Source organism: Campylobacter sp. CFSAN093226, from assembly GCF_012897595.1.
In the GTDB taxonomy this organism is placed as follows: domain Bacteria; phylum Campylobacterota; class Campylobacteria; order Campylobacterales; family Campylobacteraceae; genus Campylobacter_D; species Campylobacter_D jejuni.
Genome location: NZ_CP040608.1, coordinates 1,342,566 through 1,357,058 on the forward strand (window position 1 = coordinate 1,342,566; position 14,493 = coordinate 1,357,058).

Below are 14,493 nucleotides of genomic sequence, written 5' to 3' on the forward strand. Positions count from 1 at the left end.
CTTTTTAAAATAAATTAAATCGCGGAATATTATCTCATCAATTCTTAAATCTAGCTTTTATATCATTAAACAAAGTAAATACCATACTTTCAAGCTCTTTTGCTCTTTCTAAAGATGTTGCCTCAAAGCGTGTGATAAGATAAGGGCTGGTATTAGATGCACGAAGTAAAGCCCATCCATCGCCAAAATCTATCCTAGCTCCATCAATTTCACAAAGACTTTTAACACCTTTTAAAGCTCCTTTTTCAATCTCTTTTTGAAATTCTTCCACAAGTTTGAATTTTTCTTCTTCATTTACAGGAATTTTAATTTCAGGTGTAGTATAAAGTTTTGGTAAAGCTTTAATCATACTTTCTAGATCAAAACCTTTATAAACAAGCTCCAAGGCTCTTAAAAATGCATAAATTCCATCATCATAACCAAAATATCTATGTTTAAAGAAAATATGCCCACTCACTTCAGCAGCTAAATCAATATCTTTTTCTTTCATCATTTTTTTGATATTAGAATGTCCTGTTTTTCCCATAAAAATAGTTCCAAATTTAGCCACTTCATCAAAAAGATTTTTAGAACATTTTACCTCACCTAAAATGCGTGGATTAGGGATATCTTTAGCAAACAAATAACAAAGCTCATCCCCACAAAATACATGAGTTTTACTTAAAGCAACCATTCTATCAGCATCCCCATCAAAAGCAAAAGCCAAAGAATAATCTTGATTTTGATTTAAAAATTCTCTAATCGCACTTAAGTTTTCTTCTTCTGTAGGATCTGGAGCATGGTTTGGAAACTGTCCATCGGGCTCTGCAAACATTACATGAGCTTTTAAATTTAAAGCCTTGATTAAAGGCTTTATCACCACTCCAGCCGCACCATTTGTGCAATCAACACCAAATTTATAATTAAAATCCTTTAAAAAGCTAAATTGCTCGCACATAAATTTCACATAAAGGTTTAAAATATCGTATTTTTCTACTTCTAAATTTTCTTCAATATCATCATCTAAATGCTTATAAACTTCTTTTGAAAACTCTTTTAATTCTACACCAAAAAAACTTTCTTTATTGATAGTAATTTTAAAACCATTATAATCTTTTGGGTTATGAGAGCCTGTTATCATAACATTTGCATCAAATTTTAAGCCCTCATAAAGACTAAAATATCCCAATGGAGTTGGTACAAGCCCTATATCATAGATTTTTATTCCCGCTTTGTTAAGTCCACTCACTAGATAATTAAAAAGTTCATTTGCACTATATCTTGCATCATAGCCCACGCTTACATTTTTACAACCCCTATTTAACATAGTTTGTCCCAAACAAAAACCTATAGCTTTAACGCTTTTTTCATTCAATTCTTTGTCGTAAAGTCCTCTTATATCATATTCTCTAAAAATCACATCTAACATTTTTTCCTTCAAATTCATCTCTTCTTTGACCTAAATTTATCGTTTTTCTAAAGCAAATTTGGATAGAAAAGAAATTTTTGCTACAATTTTACATTAATTTCACTAAATGAAGGAAAATTTATGGATGAAGAATTAGAAAACGAAGAAACAAAAAAGAAAAAAGGTGGTTCACTTGTAATTATTATTGTTATTTTACTTTTTGTTTTACTTCTTAGTATTATGGGAGTAATTGCTTGGCTTATTTCAAGCAGTTCAAGTGATGAAAGTGAAGTCAAAGAAGCTCCAAAAGAAGAGGCAAAAGCCGATAAACCTAAAGTTTCAGCTCCTGCTCAGCGAGGTAGTGATTTTGCTAATATAGGTCCTATGTATCCACTTGATCCTTTTACCCTAAATTTGCTTAGCGATAGCGGCTCAAGATATGTAAAATGCACTATAGAACTAGAACAAAATAGCGAACTTTTAAAACCTGAACTTGATAAAAAAGTCCCGGTGATTCGTGATATTATTATTCGTACATTAACAGCTAAAACTTTTGAAGAAGTAAGTACACAAAAAGGCAAAGAACGTTTAAAAGATGAGCTAGTTGGAAAAATCAATGAAATTTTAACCGATGGCTTTATTAAAAATGTTTATTTTACGGATTTTGTAGTTTCTTAATGCGTGTAGGCTGTGATATCATCGCCATTTCTAGAATAGAAAAAATTCATTCTAGACATGGCAAAAATTTTTTGGATAAATTTCTAAACCCAAAAGAACAAATACTCATTAAAAATCCAGCAACTCTAGCAGGTCTTTGGGCTGCTAAAGAAGCCGCTAGCAAGGCTTTGGGTGTTGGAATTTGTGAATTATGCAGTTTTTTTGATATTGAAATATCAAAAGATGAAAAAAACGCGCCTAAATTAAAATATTCTCAAAAAATTACAAAAGATTTTAATATCACTCAAACTTCCCTAAGTATTTCTCATGATAATGGTTTTGCTATAGCCATAGTGGCTGTAGTTTGATTATTTTCCTATAGTTTGCTTGTCTAAATTTCTTGAAAGTATGAAATCCACCACAGGTTGTTCTCTTTTGTTTGCTCTTTTACAATGATCTTTTTGAAAAAAATCTGTGATTTTTATAACAATCCTTGCCCATTTTTTGCGATTTCTTTCACGCCACGCATGAGAAGAAACGCTCTCCCAAGCATAGCCATTAAACAAGCTTGCATTTACAAAATGATCTAAGGCTCTAACACCCTGTCTTGCTCGTGCGGTATTAAAAAAAATTCCTATAATCACGATAAAAAGATATCCTAAAACTGCTAAAGGTACTATTGCACAAAGCAGAATAGTACCTGCTAATTTTTCTTTTAAGCTTCCTTTTAAAGTGCGTTTTACACGACGACGAAAATTGGCGCGAATTTTAGTTCTAACTCTTTTCATAGCTTTCTTTTGCTAAATTTTATCCTCATACCATTAGCCGAACGCACTGTTAAACGCCCTACTACATCAGGTACAAAACCTTCTTCAAGTTCTAGTTTGTAAGTTTTTAAAATATTAGCCAAAATCAAAATCGCTTCTTGCATAGCAAAACCTTGTCCTATACAAATTCTTTCCCCTACCCCAAAAGGCAAATAAGCATCTTTTTTGTACTCTCCTTCAAAACGAGAAGGATTAAATCCATGCGGATTTGTCCAAAATTCTTCATGTCTGTGTATCAGCCAAGGAGCAATCACCACCCCAGAACCTTTTTTAATAAGCTTATCTCTAACTTGAGTATCTTTTTTTGCCTCTCTTGCAAAAAACCCAACAGGAGGATAAAGTCTTAAAGATTCTTTAAAAATATTTGTTAAGTATTTAAACTGTCTTAGATGCGAAATTTCAATGACTCCACCCTGTAAAACCTGAGTAATCTCCTCGTAAGCTTTTTCTTGCTCCTTAGGATAAAGACTAAGCAAATAAAGCGTCCATGTCAAAGAACTTGCTGTGGTTTCATGTCCTGCTAAAAAAAGCATAGCCACTTGATCTAAAATTTCCTCAAAAGAAAAACGCTTATTTGTATCAGCATCCACTACTAAAAGCAAAGATCCTAAAATATCTTCAAATTCTGCATTATCTGCCATATCATATCTTGGTTTTATGATATCACTTAAAACCTGTCTGATCACATCTCCGGCCTTAGCACGCTTACAATCTCCTAACACATAAGAAAGCCATTTTGGAAAACGAAACATACGACGCATGGCTGTATGCACGCTTTGCTCTTGAAAAGTCACAAATGCGTTTAAGATTTTTTTACCTTTTTCCTCATCGAGTTTTGAAGACATAATGGTGCGAAAAATCACATCAGCGGTAATAAAAGTCATAGCTTCATCTACTTCGATAACAGCATGATTTGGATACTTGCTAAAACGATCCATCATATCTGCCACAGCTTCACTCATAAGATTAAACACTTTATTGATACGAGTCATTTCAAAACTTGGACGCAAAAGCTCTCTTTGTTTTTTCCAAACTTCACCATTTGTAGTAAAAATACTCTCCCCTAAAAGCGGACTTAAAAGCTCATGTAAAAATGCACTTTTAGGAAATTCTCTAACCTCATCAACCATCATTCTTTTAACTTCTTTAGTGTCATTTATGACATAAAGATCAAAATTTGGCATCTTCACATAGCCTGTTTGCATTTTATAACTACGCTCATAAAGCCCGTCAAGCCAAGATCTACGCTTTAACAAAAAAGTTAAAAGCGTAGAAGCTTTATTTTTATAAGGTTTTGGAAAAAAGGGGCATTCACTCATATTTTTACCTTTTCTTCTAAAAATTTAGGCATTATGATGAAAGAAAAAAAATCATAATCACCTTTAACACTAATACTATAAAGATATAAAAAGTGCGCTTTGTTTTTATCTCTTTTTATTTTTTTATACTCATGTTTTTCATATAAAGTGTGAAATTTAGCACTTAAAAATGGGGGTGTAAATTTAGCATTTACGCCACTCGTGCGGAAAAAATCCACTTGAGGAAAACATGCTCCATCAATAATCGATGTGTAATCATACCATTTTAAATCAAACCTTGAAACAAATTCAAGCTTCTTTCTAAATTCATCCGCTTTTTTTTGATAACTCACTAAAGGAATGCATTCTCCTAGAGTAAGAATTTTTAACTTATGAAGTAAAGATAAATCTAAATTTTGTCTTAAAATACACTCCAAAACTTCTATACAAACTATAGTTCCAACACTATGTGCTACTAAAACAAGTTCATAATCTTGTTTATTTTCATTTTGTTTTAGCTTATCTACTATGGTATTCGCAAAAAGCTTGATTCTTTCTTGCATAGTGCCTGTTTTTTTATCTTGCCAAGTAGCACAAAAAGCACAAATTCTTGCTATCCAAAATACAGCTAATTTCTTACCTAATTTAAATAAAAAATGATTTAGTAAAAATCCTAAAAAACATCCTATGATGATAGCTAAAGAAAAATGCATATAATTTTGCAAAAAAGCAAAACTTCCAAAAGCCAAAACCAAAGAAAATAGTAAAGAAAATAACACATAAAAAAAAGGATAATAACCTGTGATAAGTTGATAAATCGACTCTTTGCCAAATTTGATAAAAAGTCCTGTGATAGTATAAATTCTAAAAAAACTATAACAATCTGCCAAAGCATCTTTATAATTTTCTGACCAATTTTTCTTAACAATATCATTCCATGTTAAAAAATGATATTTAGTTTGTACTCCTTCGCAAGAAATTTGAAAAAAAGGAAATTGCTCATTTTTTTCAATTTTACTTAAATCAGCTTTAATGTTAAAAGCATGAGAATAATCTTTTAGGTTTTTTTTAAATAAATCATAATAAAATCTATAACTTTTAGGATCATATCCTGCTATATAAAATACTTCCCTATCCATACAATAATTTCTTTTTGCTTTTAATTATAACAACTTTGCTTTAAAAGCTCTCTTAATCAAAGCTTTTTAGTCTTATTTGTCTAAAAAGAAATTTTTATAAAAATTGCCGTTGAATTGATTAGTTTGTAAAAGATATTTCTTAAAATTACATACCAAAACAGGATTGGGTTTATAAGCATGAGCTTCACGCCAAAAAAATTGAAGTTTTTTTGGATAAGATAAGCCTTCAAAATTATAAAAAGCATTGCCACAAACCTTAGTCGGACAGCCTTCTAAAATAGCACTAAGGCCTACTGTTGAATTTATAGTAATACAACCCAAAGCCTTTCTTAAAAGAACTGGCAAGTGGGTATCATGAACATATAAAACCCTTCCTTCTACATGATATTTTCGACTTAAATCATTTATAAGTTTAAAATAATTCTTATAGCCCCTATCCATGGGATGGTGTTTAAAAACTAGATAAGATTTAGCTCTTGCATGGTTTGCAAAAGAAAGTATGGTTTCCTCTATAAAGTGCTCTATGCTTTTTTTGTAATGATATTTAATTTGCGTATCGCTATAAACTTGTAAAATCGCCAAAAAGTACTTTTTTTCTAAATTATAAATCTTTTCATTTAGTTTTTTTTCTGTAATCTTATAAAGATACTTTCTATACAATGATCTAAACCAAAATAAAAATTCAAAAGGATATAAAGTGCGATGATGAAGTTTGTTGTTAAAAAATGGAGCCAAAATAAAAGCAAACAACCAATACAAAAAAGCATCAAAAGCCATAAATTTAAATCCACCTGGAATTTCTTTTATGCTTTCTTTGGTAAAAATATTTTGAGAAAGATAAAAATTTTTATCACGCGGTAAAGAAGAATTTGCATTCACCCCATCTTTTTCCAAAGTAATACAATAAGGCCTTAAATATCCTTCTTCAAAAATCCATATTTCAATTCCTAATTCTTTAGCCACTTTAATAGCCTTAGCATGTATAATGCGACAATCATTATACATTAAAATAGCATCGATTTTTTTATTTTGAAAAAAATCTCTATAGAAATTTTCAAGATCTTTTTCATCACACTTACACCTCGTTCCGCTAGGATAGAAAAAAAAATCTCCGCCGTTAAAATTGAGTTTAAAAACTTTGGTTTGGTTTTTTCTCATTTTCACTGCAAGATGATGAAAAAAATTTCCCACAGGCCCTTGCAAGAGTAAAACATTTTTACCGCTAAATTCTTTTTTAATTTTAGTGCTAAATCTCATTTCTTTGCTAAAAATTCATAAAATCTTCTTATTTTTCTAAGCATAAAAGTTTTAAAATCTATTGCCAATTTTATATATTTTTTTGAAAAATAAGCTTTTTGTAAATTTAGCATTATATCTAAACAAACTTCAATTTCACATAAAGTTTTTGTTTTAGGATTTATATATCTTGGATATATGATTAAAGCACCTGCTACAAGCTCTTCTAGGCTTAGTTTTCTTATTCTTCTTTCACATCTATATTTATCTTTTGTTAAACCCCAGCCCGCATAAAAAGGCATACCATAAGTAAAAACTTTTTTAGCCCTTAAAAGAGCATCAAAACCACTTGTAGAAGTAATAGTGTGAATTTCATCAGCAATTTTTATAGCGCTATCAATACTGCAATCTTTTACAATCTCATCACAAAATTCCAAGATGAGTGTTTCATCTTTTAAACCTACACGGTTACCGCTTAACACATCAGGATGGGGTTTAAAGATGATATAAGCATCTTGATTTTTAGCACGCACCTCCTTAAGCAAATCAAGAGTAGATAAGCCAAAACCCCCTAAAATCATCGAAGCATCATCTTCAACTTGAGCAGGGATTAAAATAATCTTTTGTCCTATTTTGGCATTGATTTTTAAGTCTTCATGCTTTAAGCCATTGTATTTTGAAAAGCGGTTCTCAAGTAAGATTTTTATAATATTTTTTGCCCTATTTAGCATATTTTCATCAAAAATTTCGTTTTGCAAAAGCTCTTCTAATTTACTTGCTTTATTTGGATCTATGTAAAGTCCTTTATCATCAACAATTAAAGAAAAAGGGCGCGTAAGATCAGAACCTAAAGAGATTGAGCGAATAAATCCATCTTCAACTAAAGAAATTTTGGGAGTAAAATGGAGCAAATTCTCATCTTGCGCTTTTTTTATAAGAGTAGTTTTAAGAGCGTTATAATCTATCCTTTTACCCCAAATGAAAAATTTATCATTTTCTTTAAGTTTATATCTAGCTAAAGATTTTAAAGAATTTAAAAAAATAATTTCATTATCTTTAGCCTTAAAAAAAGGCTTGATAAAATGCCTTTTCCATAGGGTAAAGCCTAGCATAAAAAGCTTGTTAGAATTTACCTTTTCTATATCTTTATATTTTGCTAAAGTTTGAATAGTATCAAAAATATTACTTTTTTGATTTAAATAAGGATTAAAATACTCAGCATAAAGTATATAAGCAGCATAGAAAACTTCTTCTAAACTTCTTTTTTGCATCCTTCTTTTACACTCTAATTTATCTTTTGTTAGACCCCAGCCCGCATAAAAAGGCATGCCATAACAAATACACTCACATTCTTGCATCAAAGCTTCAAAACCCATACCAGAAGTTTTGGTATAAACCTTATCAAAAAACTCAAGCAAGGCTATGGGATTAAAATTTTCAGTGATTAAAATACATTCTTTAGGTAAGGAATTTAAATCTAAATCACTTTGTTTTTTACCACTTAAAACATCTGGATGGATTTTTATATAAATTGTAGATTTAGGATTTTCTTTTATGGCATCTTTTATCATATCAAGAGTTTTAAAATCTTTAGCAAGCCCAAATTCAAGAGAGGCATCATTGGCCGTTTGAGTGATGATTAAAACGCGTTTTTCATCTTTTTGAAAATAATTATCTGGAATATCGAGATTGTTATTATACTTGCTAATTTTATATTTTTTGATAAGCTCTATAGCTTTTTTAGCTTGCTTGATTTCTTCATCTTTAAATTCACAAGTATTTAAAAGATTTTCAAGCTTTGAAGGCATTGTTGCATCATAATAAATGCCTATATCATCTTTAACCATAGAAAAACTTGGGCTATTTTCAACCCCTAAGTTTAATGAGCGGATAAATCCATCTTCTAAAAGTATGAATTTAGCCTTATATTTTTTAGCTAAATTCATAGCTTTTAAACCTGATTTTTTGCGTCCCCAACCAAAGAAAAGATCATCTTTTTTGATTTTTAAATTTTTCTTATACAAAGAAATGGTGTAAAAATTTCTAACATTAGCAATAAGTTTTTTTGATATTGAGTAATACTTCACAATGCCAATTTCTTTATTATAAGTTCAACTTTTTCTTCTAAATTATTTCGACAAGAATTATTGATCACTAAATCAGCCTCTGGTTTATCAAATTCTATATCAACACCAACTACATTATCAATTTCTTTATTTAAAGCCTTAGTATAAAGCCCTTTTTGATCTCTTTGTATTAATTCATGCATATCGCATTCTATATAAATTTCATAATAATTTTTTAATTGCTTTCTATTGTAATCATAAATCTCATTAAACATTGAAATCGTAGTGACAATAACCATCATACCTTGATCGTTTAAAAATTTTGCAAATTTAGCTCTTTTCAAAGCCATATCTATGCGACCTTGTCTATCGTATGCATAATGTCCTAATATTTCTCTTAACTCATCTCCATCGAGATAAATAAGGTTTTTATATTTTAATTTTAATTTTTCATACAAAGCTTGACCTATAGTTGTTTTTCCACTTCCAGCTAAACCAGTAAGCCAAATAATATAAGGATTATTTTTCAATTTGCACCTCTAAATCACTCATAAAATCAATTTCACACCAATTGCCATCAATTTCCACTGCTTTTGCGTTGTTGTATTTTTCAATTAAAGCTTGCAAAAAACTTGTCATGTACATATTTTCAAAATTTTTATTATCATATAAAATATCTCGATCAAGCATTTCATAAAAAGCAATAACTTCGGAAAGAAATTGATAAGAAAATTTAAAAAGTCCTATATATTGAGCTTCTATCTCATCATAGGCATTAGCTTTTTTTCCAAGTTCTATAATATAACCATTTGTCATCTTTAATGTTTCAGCATCTTCTAAAGGATTTGCAAAGCGTTTGCTCCAAAGCTTACACCAAGACTTATCAACTACTATAGCAAGTTCTTCTTTGGCATTTATAAGCTTTTGCACGCAATCTTGAAAATAAACAATATCCGCATAAGAAATAATCAAATCTTGTTTTTCTTCGATGCATTTTAACATAAAATCTTTAGCGCAAAAAAAAGTATGAACCATATTGGTTTTATCATATTTTGAATTAATAAAAAAATGCTCAATATCATATTTATTAAGATAATTTTTTAGCACATCGTTTAAATATCCACCCACAACAGCTATTTCATTTATACCTGCTGATTTTAAAGCTTCGATTTCATAATCTATTATTTTTTTATTCTTATACTCAACCATACACTTTGGTTGATCTTTTGTTAAAGGCATCAGCCTTGATCCAAAACCTGCTGCTAAGATAATTGCATTCATATTATTCCTTGATTAAACTAAACCACTCTTTTAAAATTTGAATATTATTAAGTCCATTTTCTCTTTCAATATGCCACATTATACCAAAAATATTTTCATACTTATGTTTAAAAGCTTCTATGGTATTATCTTTTGCTAAGCAAAGTTCTACAAGATCTTCGCCTAATTTTTCAATAGCAAAATTATGAAAAGAATTGCTTATAAATTTTTCTTTTGAGAAAAATACTTCATGTTTGCCTATATGATTTTCACAAGGACTTATATGGCTGTTAAAATAATGAGCTATCATCTGAGCCCCTCTGCAAATTCCTAAAAGTGGTATTTTTTCTTCTAAACAAATTTCTATAACTTGCTTTTCATATAAATCTCTCTTTTTGGATAAAACATTAGGACTATAAAAACTTAAATCATTGCCACCACTTAATATCACAGCTTTTATTAGATGTTTATAATAAGAAAAATCTATTTCATAGCTAAGAGGAAGAGGAGTAAAATTTTTAAATAAATCTTTATTAAATAATTTTCCCCAATCCAAAGCCAAACATTCTCTTTTTTCATGATAACTATCGTTGCAAATAAGCCTTTGAGTAATACCTATAAACAAAATATTTGCTCACTTTCACATTCTATATTTATTTTTTTAGCTTTTAAATATTTTTCAAAATTTTCTTCTCCAACTCCTATAACAGCAGGCATTCCAAGTTCTGAGGCACGAATGGCCATATGTGAATTAGCACCCCCATAACATGTAATAAGTCCTGCTATATTTTTTGTAAATAAATAATCATATCCAGGATCTGCTGCATAAATTAAAACAATCTTTCCTTCTAAATCTTTATCATTTTCCTTCGCCGTAAATGCAGTAATGCTCTTTTGTGTAATAAAATTTGGAATAATGCTATGATTATAAAAAGAAAAAATTTCATCAGCATTACAAAGTAAAGAAGGAAGTTTTATAGCTTGTGTAAGTTCATATTCTTTTTTATTGCGATTAATTTCTTCTATAAACTGCTCTTTTGGATTTATAGAATAAAGACTAGAATAAAGATTTAAAATGCTTTTTATATCAAGATGAGCCAAATCTTCTTTTTCAATATCATAATATTTGCCTAATTCTTCTATATAAACTATGGCTTTAGAAAGCAATCTAGTAAATTCAAATTTAACGAGCTCTCTACCCTCGATAGCCTGTTTTAAAAAATCAAAAAATTCACAAGCATTAATTTCTAGTCCATGTTCTTTAAGTAAAGCATTTAAAGCTCTTGTCTTTTCTTCTGAAAAAACAAAAGCTTTATCTTGTAAATAAACTTTACTATCTTTTTGATCTGCATCAAAATAAAGCTCAAAATCTTCATCATACCTTGGCGATAAAATATTATAAGTTCCTGCTCTTAAATGTCCAAAATCTTTTAAAAATTGATCTTTGTTGTGAAAATTAAGATGGTTTGTTTGTTTGCTTAAATTTTTGCTCACTGTATTGAGTGAATTTAAAAAATCATCTTTTTCCTCTTTGGTTATAAAATCAATCTCAACTAAAGAATTTAAAAGTTGCATTGCTACAAATGCAGCCCTAGCCACCCCAGCAAAAGGCAAGGTTCCATAACGCTTGCATTCTTCAATAAGCCAATAAATTTTATCAATTAAAGAAAAATTAGAATTAATAATGCCATCATATCTTTCTTTTAGCTTATAAGCTTTTTGTATGTCTTTTAAATAAAACCCTGATCTAGGATTAATAATCTTATTTGTAAGTTCTAATAATGAAAATTCTAATCTTTTGATTTCATTTTCATTAAAACCATGATTTAAAAGTTCTTCTAATTTTTTAGAACTATTAAAGTCATAACAAGAATAAACAATATTAAATTCAATCTTATCGTGCAATTCATGATTTTTATTAAGCTTATCTAAGTAAAAATTGACAAGTTTTTGTGCAATATTTTCATCTAATTTTTTTGGTATAAAAGAATTAAAAGATAATCTTACATCCACATAAGGAATGCCTAAAAAAGAATGGATTAAAGGATGGGATCTTAGATCTCTATAACCATAATTATCTCTTTGATACGCCCAGATATTATCCGTAATGATTTCTTTATATAAACTAAAAGCTAAACGCTTAGGTCTTAACCCTATGATTTCAGCTGGATTCCAATCAGGCATTACCCCAAAAATAGCTTTATCTCCCAAAACTCTAGATCTTGATTCTTTTAAAGACTCAAAACGTTTATAAAATCTATATAAAGCTTCTTTTGGTAAAGAATGAAATAAATTATTTTTTTCATGCATAACCAAAGGACGCACTTGTAAGCAAAAAAGTTCTTCCTTATCATCTTGAATAGCAAATGCAAATTCAACATCTAAAAAATGACAATCATATAAAACTTCTAATTCTTTTATAAGTTCTATAATTTTTTGAAGTCTAATATCTTTAAATTCTAAATAATTTCTGTAATGATAGTAAGTTTTTGCACTCTTACTGCTTCCATCTGTAATAGAGCTATTTGAACCATTTTCATCATATTGAAGACAAAAATAAGGGGAAAAATTATCCTTATCAACACTAAAACCAACTCCACAAAGAGTAATGTTTTCAAGCATAGGTTGAACTAAAATTTCATCACTTTTTGATGGCATAGAATTGGCAACTTCATATAAAGCTTTTAATAACTCATCTTTAGAATCAGCTTTAATATTTGCCAAAGAAAGAAAAGCACCTGCATTGGAGTTTTTCATGCTATCTTCACTTAAAGAAGAACTTCTTATAATGAGTCTATTAGCCTTTAAGGTTTGAATGTCCTGTAAAACTTTATCTTCATTTGATATTAATTCTTCAAGCGAAGTTAAAACCAAAGGTAGAACTTTTGCTTTTTTTAATTTTGTTTGTAAATTTTTTAAATTTTGTGCTTTGGTTTTAAATTTTAACTCCGCCATGTTTTTCCTTAGTTTTATATTTTTTTAGCACTCCAACAACGAGTGGTATATTTTATGCTAAATTCCTTAGGAAGTCTTTGTGAAATTTTATTACTAATTTTATTAAAAAGTTCATTTCCTTCATCAGTCTCCAAATCCCAGTAAGGATTTTTAACACTCTTCCATGCATTAATATAATTTTCAATGCTTTGATGAAAATAAAAATCCTCTTCAATATAAACAATATTATCAAAAAGATCCTTTCGACTCTCTATAATTGGTCTTTGATCTTCTCTTCTTGTTCCCCTTGTATAATTTGGTACAAATTCTACAATAGTATCTTCAGCTATTTTTTGCACAGGATCGTTTAAATCCCTGTGATTCCACATACAAGAAAAATATCCCTCTGATTTTAATAAGCGATGCGCTTCCTCTAAGGCTTCATTTCTATCCATTACATTAAAACTACTACCAAAAGTCACCCAATCAAATTCACTATTTTGGAGTGTTGAGTTTAAGCCTGTTGCTCTAACCCAGTCAATCTTTTGATCCTTGGTTCTTTCTATCCCGATCTCACGCATCGCATCATTTGGTTCTACAGATACTACCTTACATCCTCTTTCTAAAAGCATAATGCTTAAATTTCCAGTTCCTGCACCGATATCAGCGACTTTAATATCTTTTTTTCCAACTAAGCTAATAAGCATATCTATAGTTTTTGGAGCATAATTTGGTCTATAGCTATAAAATTTAGCATGCTTGGTATAATCCCACACTTGTTCTACTAGTTTTTGCATTTTATTTCCTTTTTTTCATCTTTGACAAGCTTGATGAAAAAAAGGAGGTATTTTATGCTTTTCTAGCTGTCCATGCTCTTATTTTATAAGGAATCTCTATACTTTGCATATGAGAAATTTTAGCTTCTATCATCTCTAAAATTTCCTTCCATCTTTTTTCACCTGCTTGTGCTTGTATATCATTTACAGAATGCCAAGCTCCAAGATAACGCTCTTTATCCCAAAACTCTTTATAGTCACACTCCATAAAAAAGCAGTCTATGAAATCTCCTGTTGAAACAAGAATTTCTTCCCATTTTTTAACATTTTGAGTGCCACTGCTTACACGAGCAAGATCTGGAACAATATGTTTAATCTCCTTTTCAATTTCATCAAAAACCGAACCCTCTACAATGTGGCGAGGATTCCAAATCGCAGTAAAATACCCCCCCCCCTGTCAATATACGATTAAATTCTGGGAGAGATTTTTTAGGATCTGTCCAATGGAAAGAACTAGCCATGATGACCCAATCAGCTTGATTATTGCTCATGCAGGTTTCTTCGCCACTCCCTTTATGCCAAGAAATATTTGATAAATTTTGTGTAAATTTTTGCCCTTCTTCACGCATATTATCGTTTGGTTCCACAGCACTAATTTGGCATCCAAACATTTCTCCCAACATCTTAGTAAGTTTTCCAGTTCCAGCTCCTACTTCAACAATATTTAAATCTTTTAAATTTTTATTTTTATCATTGATACAAGCTACAAGTTTTTCAAGTAAAAACGGACTATAAGCAGGTCTATTGTGATAATGTTTTGCAACTTTTGTAAAATCCCCTTGTTTCATATTCATTCCTTTTTCTAAATTAAAACATAATTATATCTTTTTTTTATTAATTTACAAATCTTTCT

General features: G+C 29.7%; 13 protein-coding genes and 1 pseudogene. 2 read left to right on the top strand and 12 right to left on the bottom strand.

Annotation, left to right across the window (positions count from 1 at the left end):
• Positions 1 to 37: 37 nt before the first annotated feature.
• Positions 38 to 1,426: a phosphoglucosamine mutase PgmL gene (gene pgmL, locus FBF02_RS06875; RefSeq protein WP_010891933.1), complete on the bottom strand. Its 1,389-nt coding sequence runs from the start codon at positions 1,424 to 1,426 to the stop codon at positions 38 to 40.
• Positions 1,427 to 1,528: 102 nt separating this feature from the next.
• Between pgmL and fliL the strand changes: the two genes are divergently transcribed.
• Both fliL and acpS read left to right on the top strand, forming a co-directional pair.
• Complete coding sequence (gene fliL, locus FBF02_RS06880; RefSeq protein WP_002780442.1) at positions 1,529 to 2,065, top strand: flagellar basal body-associated protein FliL; 537 nt, start codon at positions 1,529 to 1,531, stop codon at positions 2,063 to 2,065.
• Positions 2,065 to 2,412: a holo-ACP synthase gene (gene acpS / locus FBF02_RS06885; RefSeq protein ID WP_002857939.1), complete on the top strand. Its 348-nt coding sequence runs from the start codon at positions 2,065 to 2,067 to the stop codon at positions 2,410 to 2,412. The genes fliL and acpS overlap by 1 nt, the downstream gene beginning before the upstream one ends.
• Here acpS and FBF02_RS06890 read toward each other — a convergent pair whose 3' ends face one another.
• From FBF02_RS06890 to FBF02_RS06940, 11 genes and pseudogenes are all read right to left on the bottom strand, one after another.
• Positions 2,413 to 2,832: a hypothetical protein gene (locus tag FBF02_RS06890; RefSeq protein ID WP_002780440.1), complete on the bottom strand. Its 420-nt coding sequence runs from the start codon at positions 2,830 to 2,832 to the stop codon at positions 2,413 to 2,415.
• Positions 2,829 to 4,190, bottom strand: a complete 1,362-nt coding sequence (locus FBF02_RS06895; protein WP_002780438.1) for a cytochrome P450 — start codon at positions 4,188 to 4,190, stop codon at positions 2,829 to 2,831. The genes FBF02_RS06890 and FBF02_RS06895 overlap by 4 nt, the downstream gene beginning before the upstream one ends.
• The gene (locus tag FBF02_RS06900) at positions 4,187 to 5,308 is read right to left on the bottom strand and encodes a membrane protein (protein WP_002858304.1); all 1,122 of its coding nucleotides are present in this window, start codon (positions 5,306 to 5,308) and stop codon (positions 4,187 to 4,189) included. Before FBF02_RS06900 ends, FBF02_RS06895 begins: the two co-directional genes overlap by 4 nt.
• Positions 5,309 to 5,380: 72 nt before the next feature.
• The gene (gene kpsS, locus FBF02_RS06905; protein WP_002857981.1) at positions 5,381 to 6,565 is read right to left on the bottom strand and encodes a capsule polysaccharide modification protein KpsS; all 1,185 of its coding nucleotides are present in this window, start codon (positions 6,563 to 6,565) and stop codon (positions 5,381 to 5,383) included.
• The gene (locus FBF02_RS06910) at positions 6,562 to 8,631 is read right to left on the bottom strand and encodes a capsular polysaccharide biosynthesis protein (RefSeq protein ID WP_002857891.1); all 2,070 of its coding nucleotides are present in this window, start codon (positions 8,629 to 8,631) and stop codon (positions 6,562 to 6,564) included. Before FBF02_RS06910 ends, kpsS begins: the two co-directional genes overlap by 4 nt.
• The gene (locus FBF02_RS06915) at positions 8,628 to 9,140 is read right to left on the bottom strand and encodes a cytidine diphosphoramidate kinase (protein ID WP_002858462.1); all 513 of its coding nucleotides are present in this window, start codon (positions 9,138 to 9,140) and stop codon (positions 8,628 to 8,630) included. Before FBF02_RS06915 ends, FBF02_RS06910 begins: the two co-directional genes overlap by 4 nt.
• Complete coding sequence (locus FBF02_RS06920) at positions 9,130 to 9,891, bottom strand: CTP:phosphoglutamine cytidylyltransferase (RefSeq protein WP_002858404.1); 762 nt, start codon at positions 9,889 to 9,891, stop codon at positions 9,130 to 9,132. The genes FBF02_RS06915 and FBF02_RS06920 overlap by 11 nt, the downstream gene beginning before the upstream one ends.
• Before the next feature lies 1 nt (position 9,892).
• Complete coding sequence (locus FBF02_RS06925; RefSeq protein WP_002858074.1) at positions 9,893 to 10,495, bottom strand: gamma-glutamyl-CDP-amidate hydrolase; 603 nt, start codon at positions 10,493 to 10,495, stop codon at positions 9,893 to 9,895.
• A complete protein-coding gene (locus FBF02_RS06930) occupies positions 10,486 to 12,825 on the bottom strand; it encodes a PEP-utilizing enzyme (RefSeq protein WP_004297685.1) in 2,340 nt (779 codons plus the stop codon). The genes FBF02_RS06925 and FBF02_RS06930 overlap by 10 nt, the downstream gene beginning before the upstream one ends.
• A gap of 14 nt (positions 12,826 to 12,839) precedes the next feature.
• A complete protein-coding gene (locus FBF02_RS06935) occupies positions 12,840 to 13,601 on the bottom strand; it encodes a class I SAM-dependent methyltransferase (RefSeq protein WP_002857976.1) in 762 nt (253 codons plus the stop codon).
• Positions 13,602 to 13,653: 52 nt separating this feature from the next.
• Positions 13,654 to 14,428, bottom strand: a pseudogene (locus FBF02_RS06940) (class I SAM-dependent methyltransferase).
• Positions 14,429 to 14,493 lie beyond the last annotated feature (65 nt).

What these genes read in the sequence shown, in the direction of transcription:
- pgmL (WP_010891933.1), bottom strand. Translation starts at nt 1,426, where the DNA reads ATGAATTTGAAGGAAAAAATGTTAGATGTGATTTTTAGAGAATATGAT.
- fliL (WP_002780442.1), top strand. Translation starts at nt 1,529, where the DNA reads ATGGATGAAGAATTAGAAAACGAAGAAACAAAAAAGAAAAAAGGTGGT.
- acpS (WP_002857939.1), top strand. Translation starts at nt 2,065, where the DNA reads ATGCGTGTAGGCTGTGATATCATCGCCATTTCTAGAATAGAAAAAATT.
- FBF02_RS06890 (WP_002780440.1), bottom strand. Translation starts at nt 2,832, where the DNA reads ATGAAAAGAGTTAGAACTAAAATTCGCGCCAATTTTCGTCGTCGTGTA.
- FBF02_RS06895 (WP_002780438.1), bottom strand. Translation starts at nt 4,190, where the DNA reads ATGAGTGAATGCCCCTTTTTTCCAAAACCTTATAAAAATAAAGCTTCT.
- FBF02_RS06900 (WP_002858304.1), bottom strand. Translation starts at nt 5,308, where the DNA reads ATGGATAGGGAAGTATTTTATATAGCAGGATATGATCCTAAAAGTTAT.
- kpsS (WP_002857981.1), bottom strand. Translation starts at nt 6,565, where the DNA reads ATGAGATTTAGCACTAAAATTAAAAAAGAATTTAGCGGTAAAAATGTT.
- FBF02_RS06920 (WP_002858404.1), bottom strand. Translation starts at nt 9,891, where the DNA reads ATGAATGCAATTATCTTAGCAGCAGGTTTTGGATCAAGGCTGATGCCT.
- FBF02_RS06930 (WP_004297685.1), bottom strand. Translation starts at nt 12,825, where the DNA reads ATGGCGGAGTTAAAATTTAAAACCAAAGCACAAAATTTAAAAAATTTA.
- FBF02_RS06935 (WP_002857976.1), bottom strand. Translation starts at nt 13,601, where the DNA reads ATGCAAAAACTAGTAGAACAAGTGTGGGATTATACCAAGCATGCTAAA.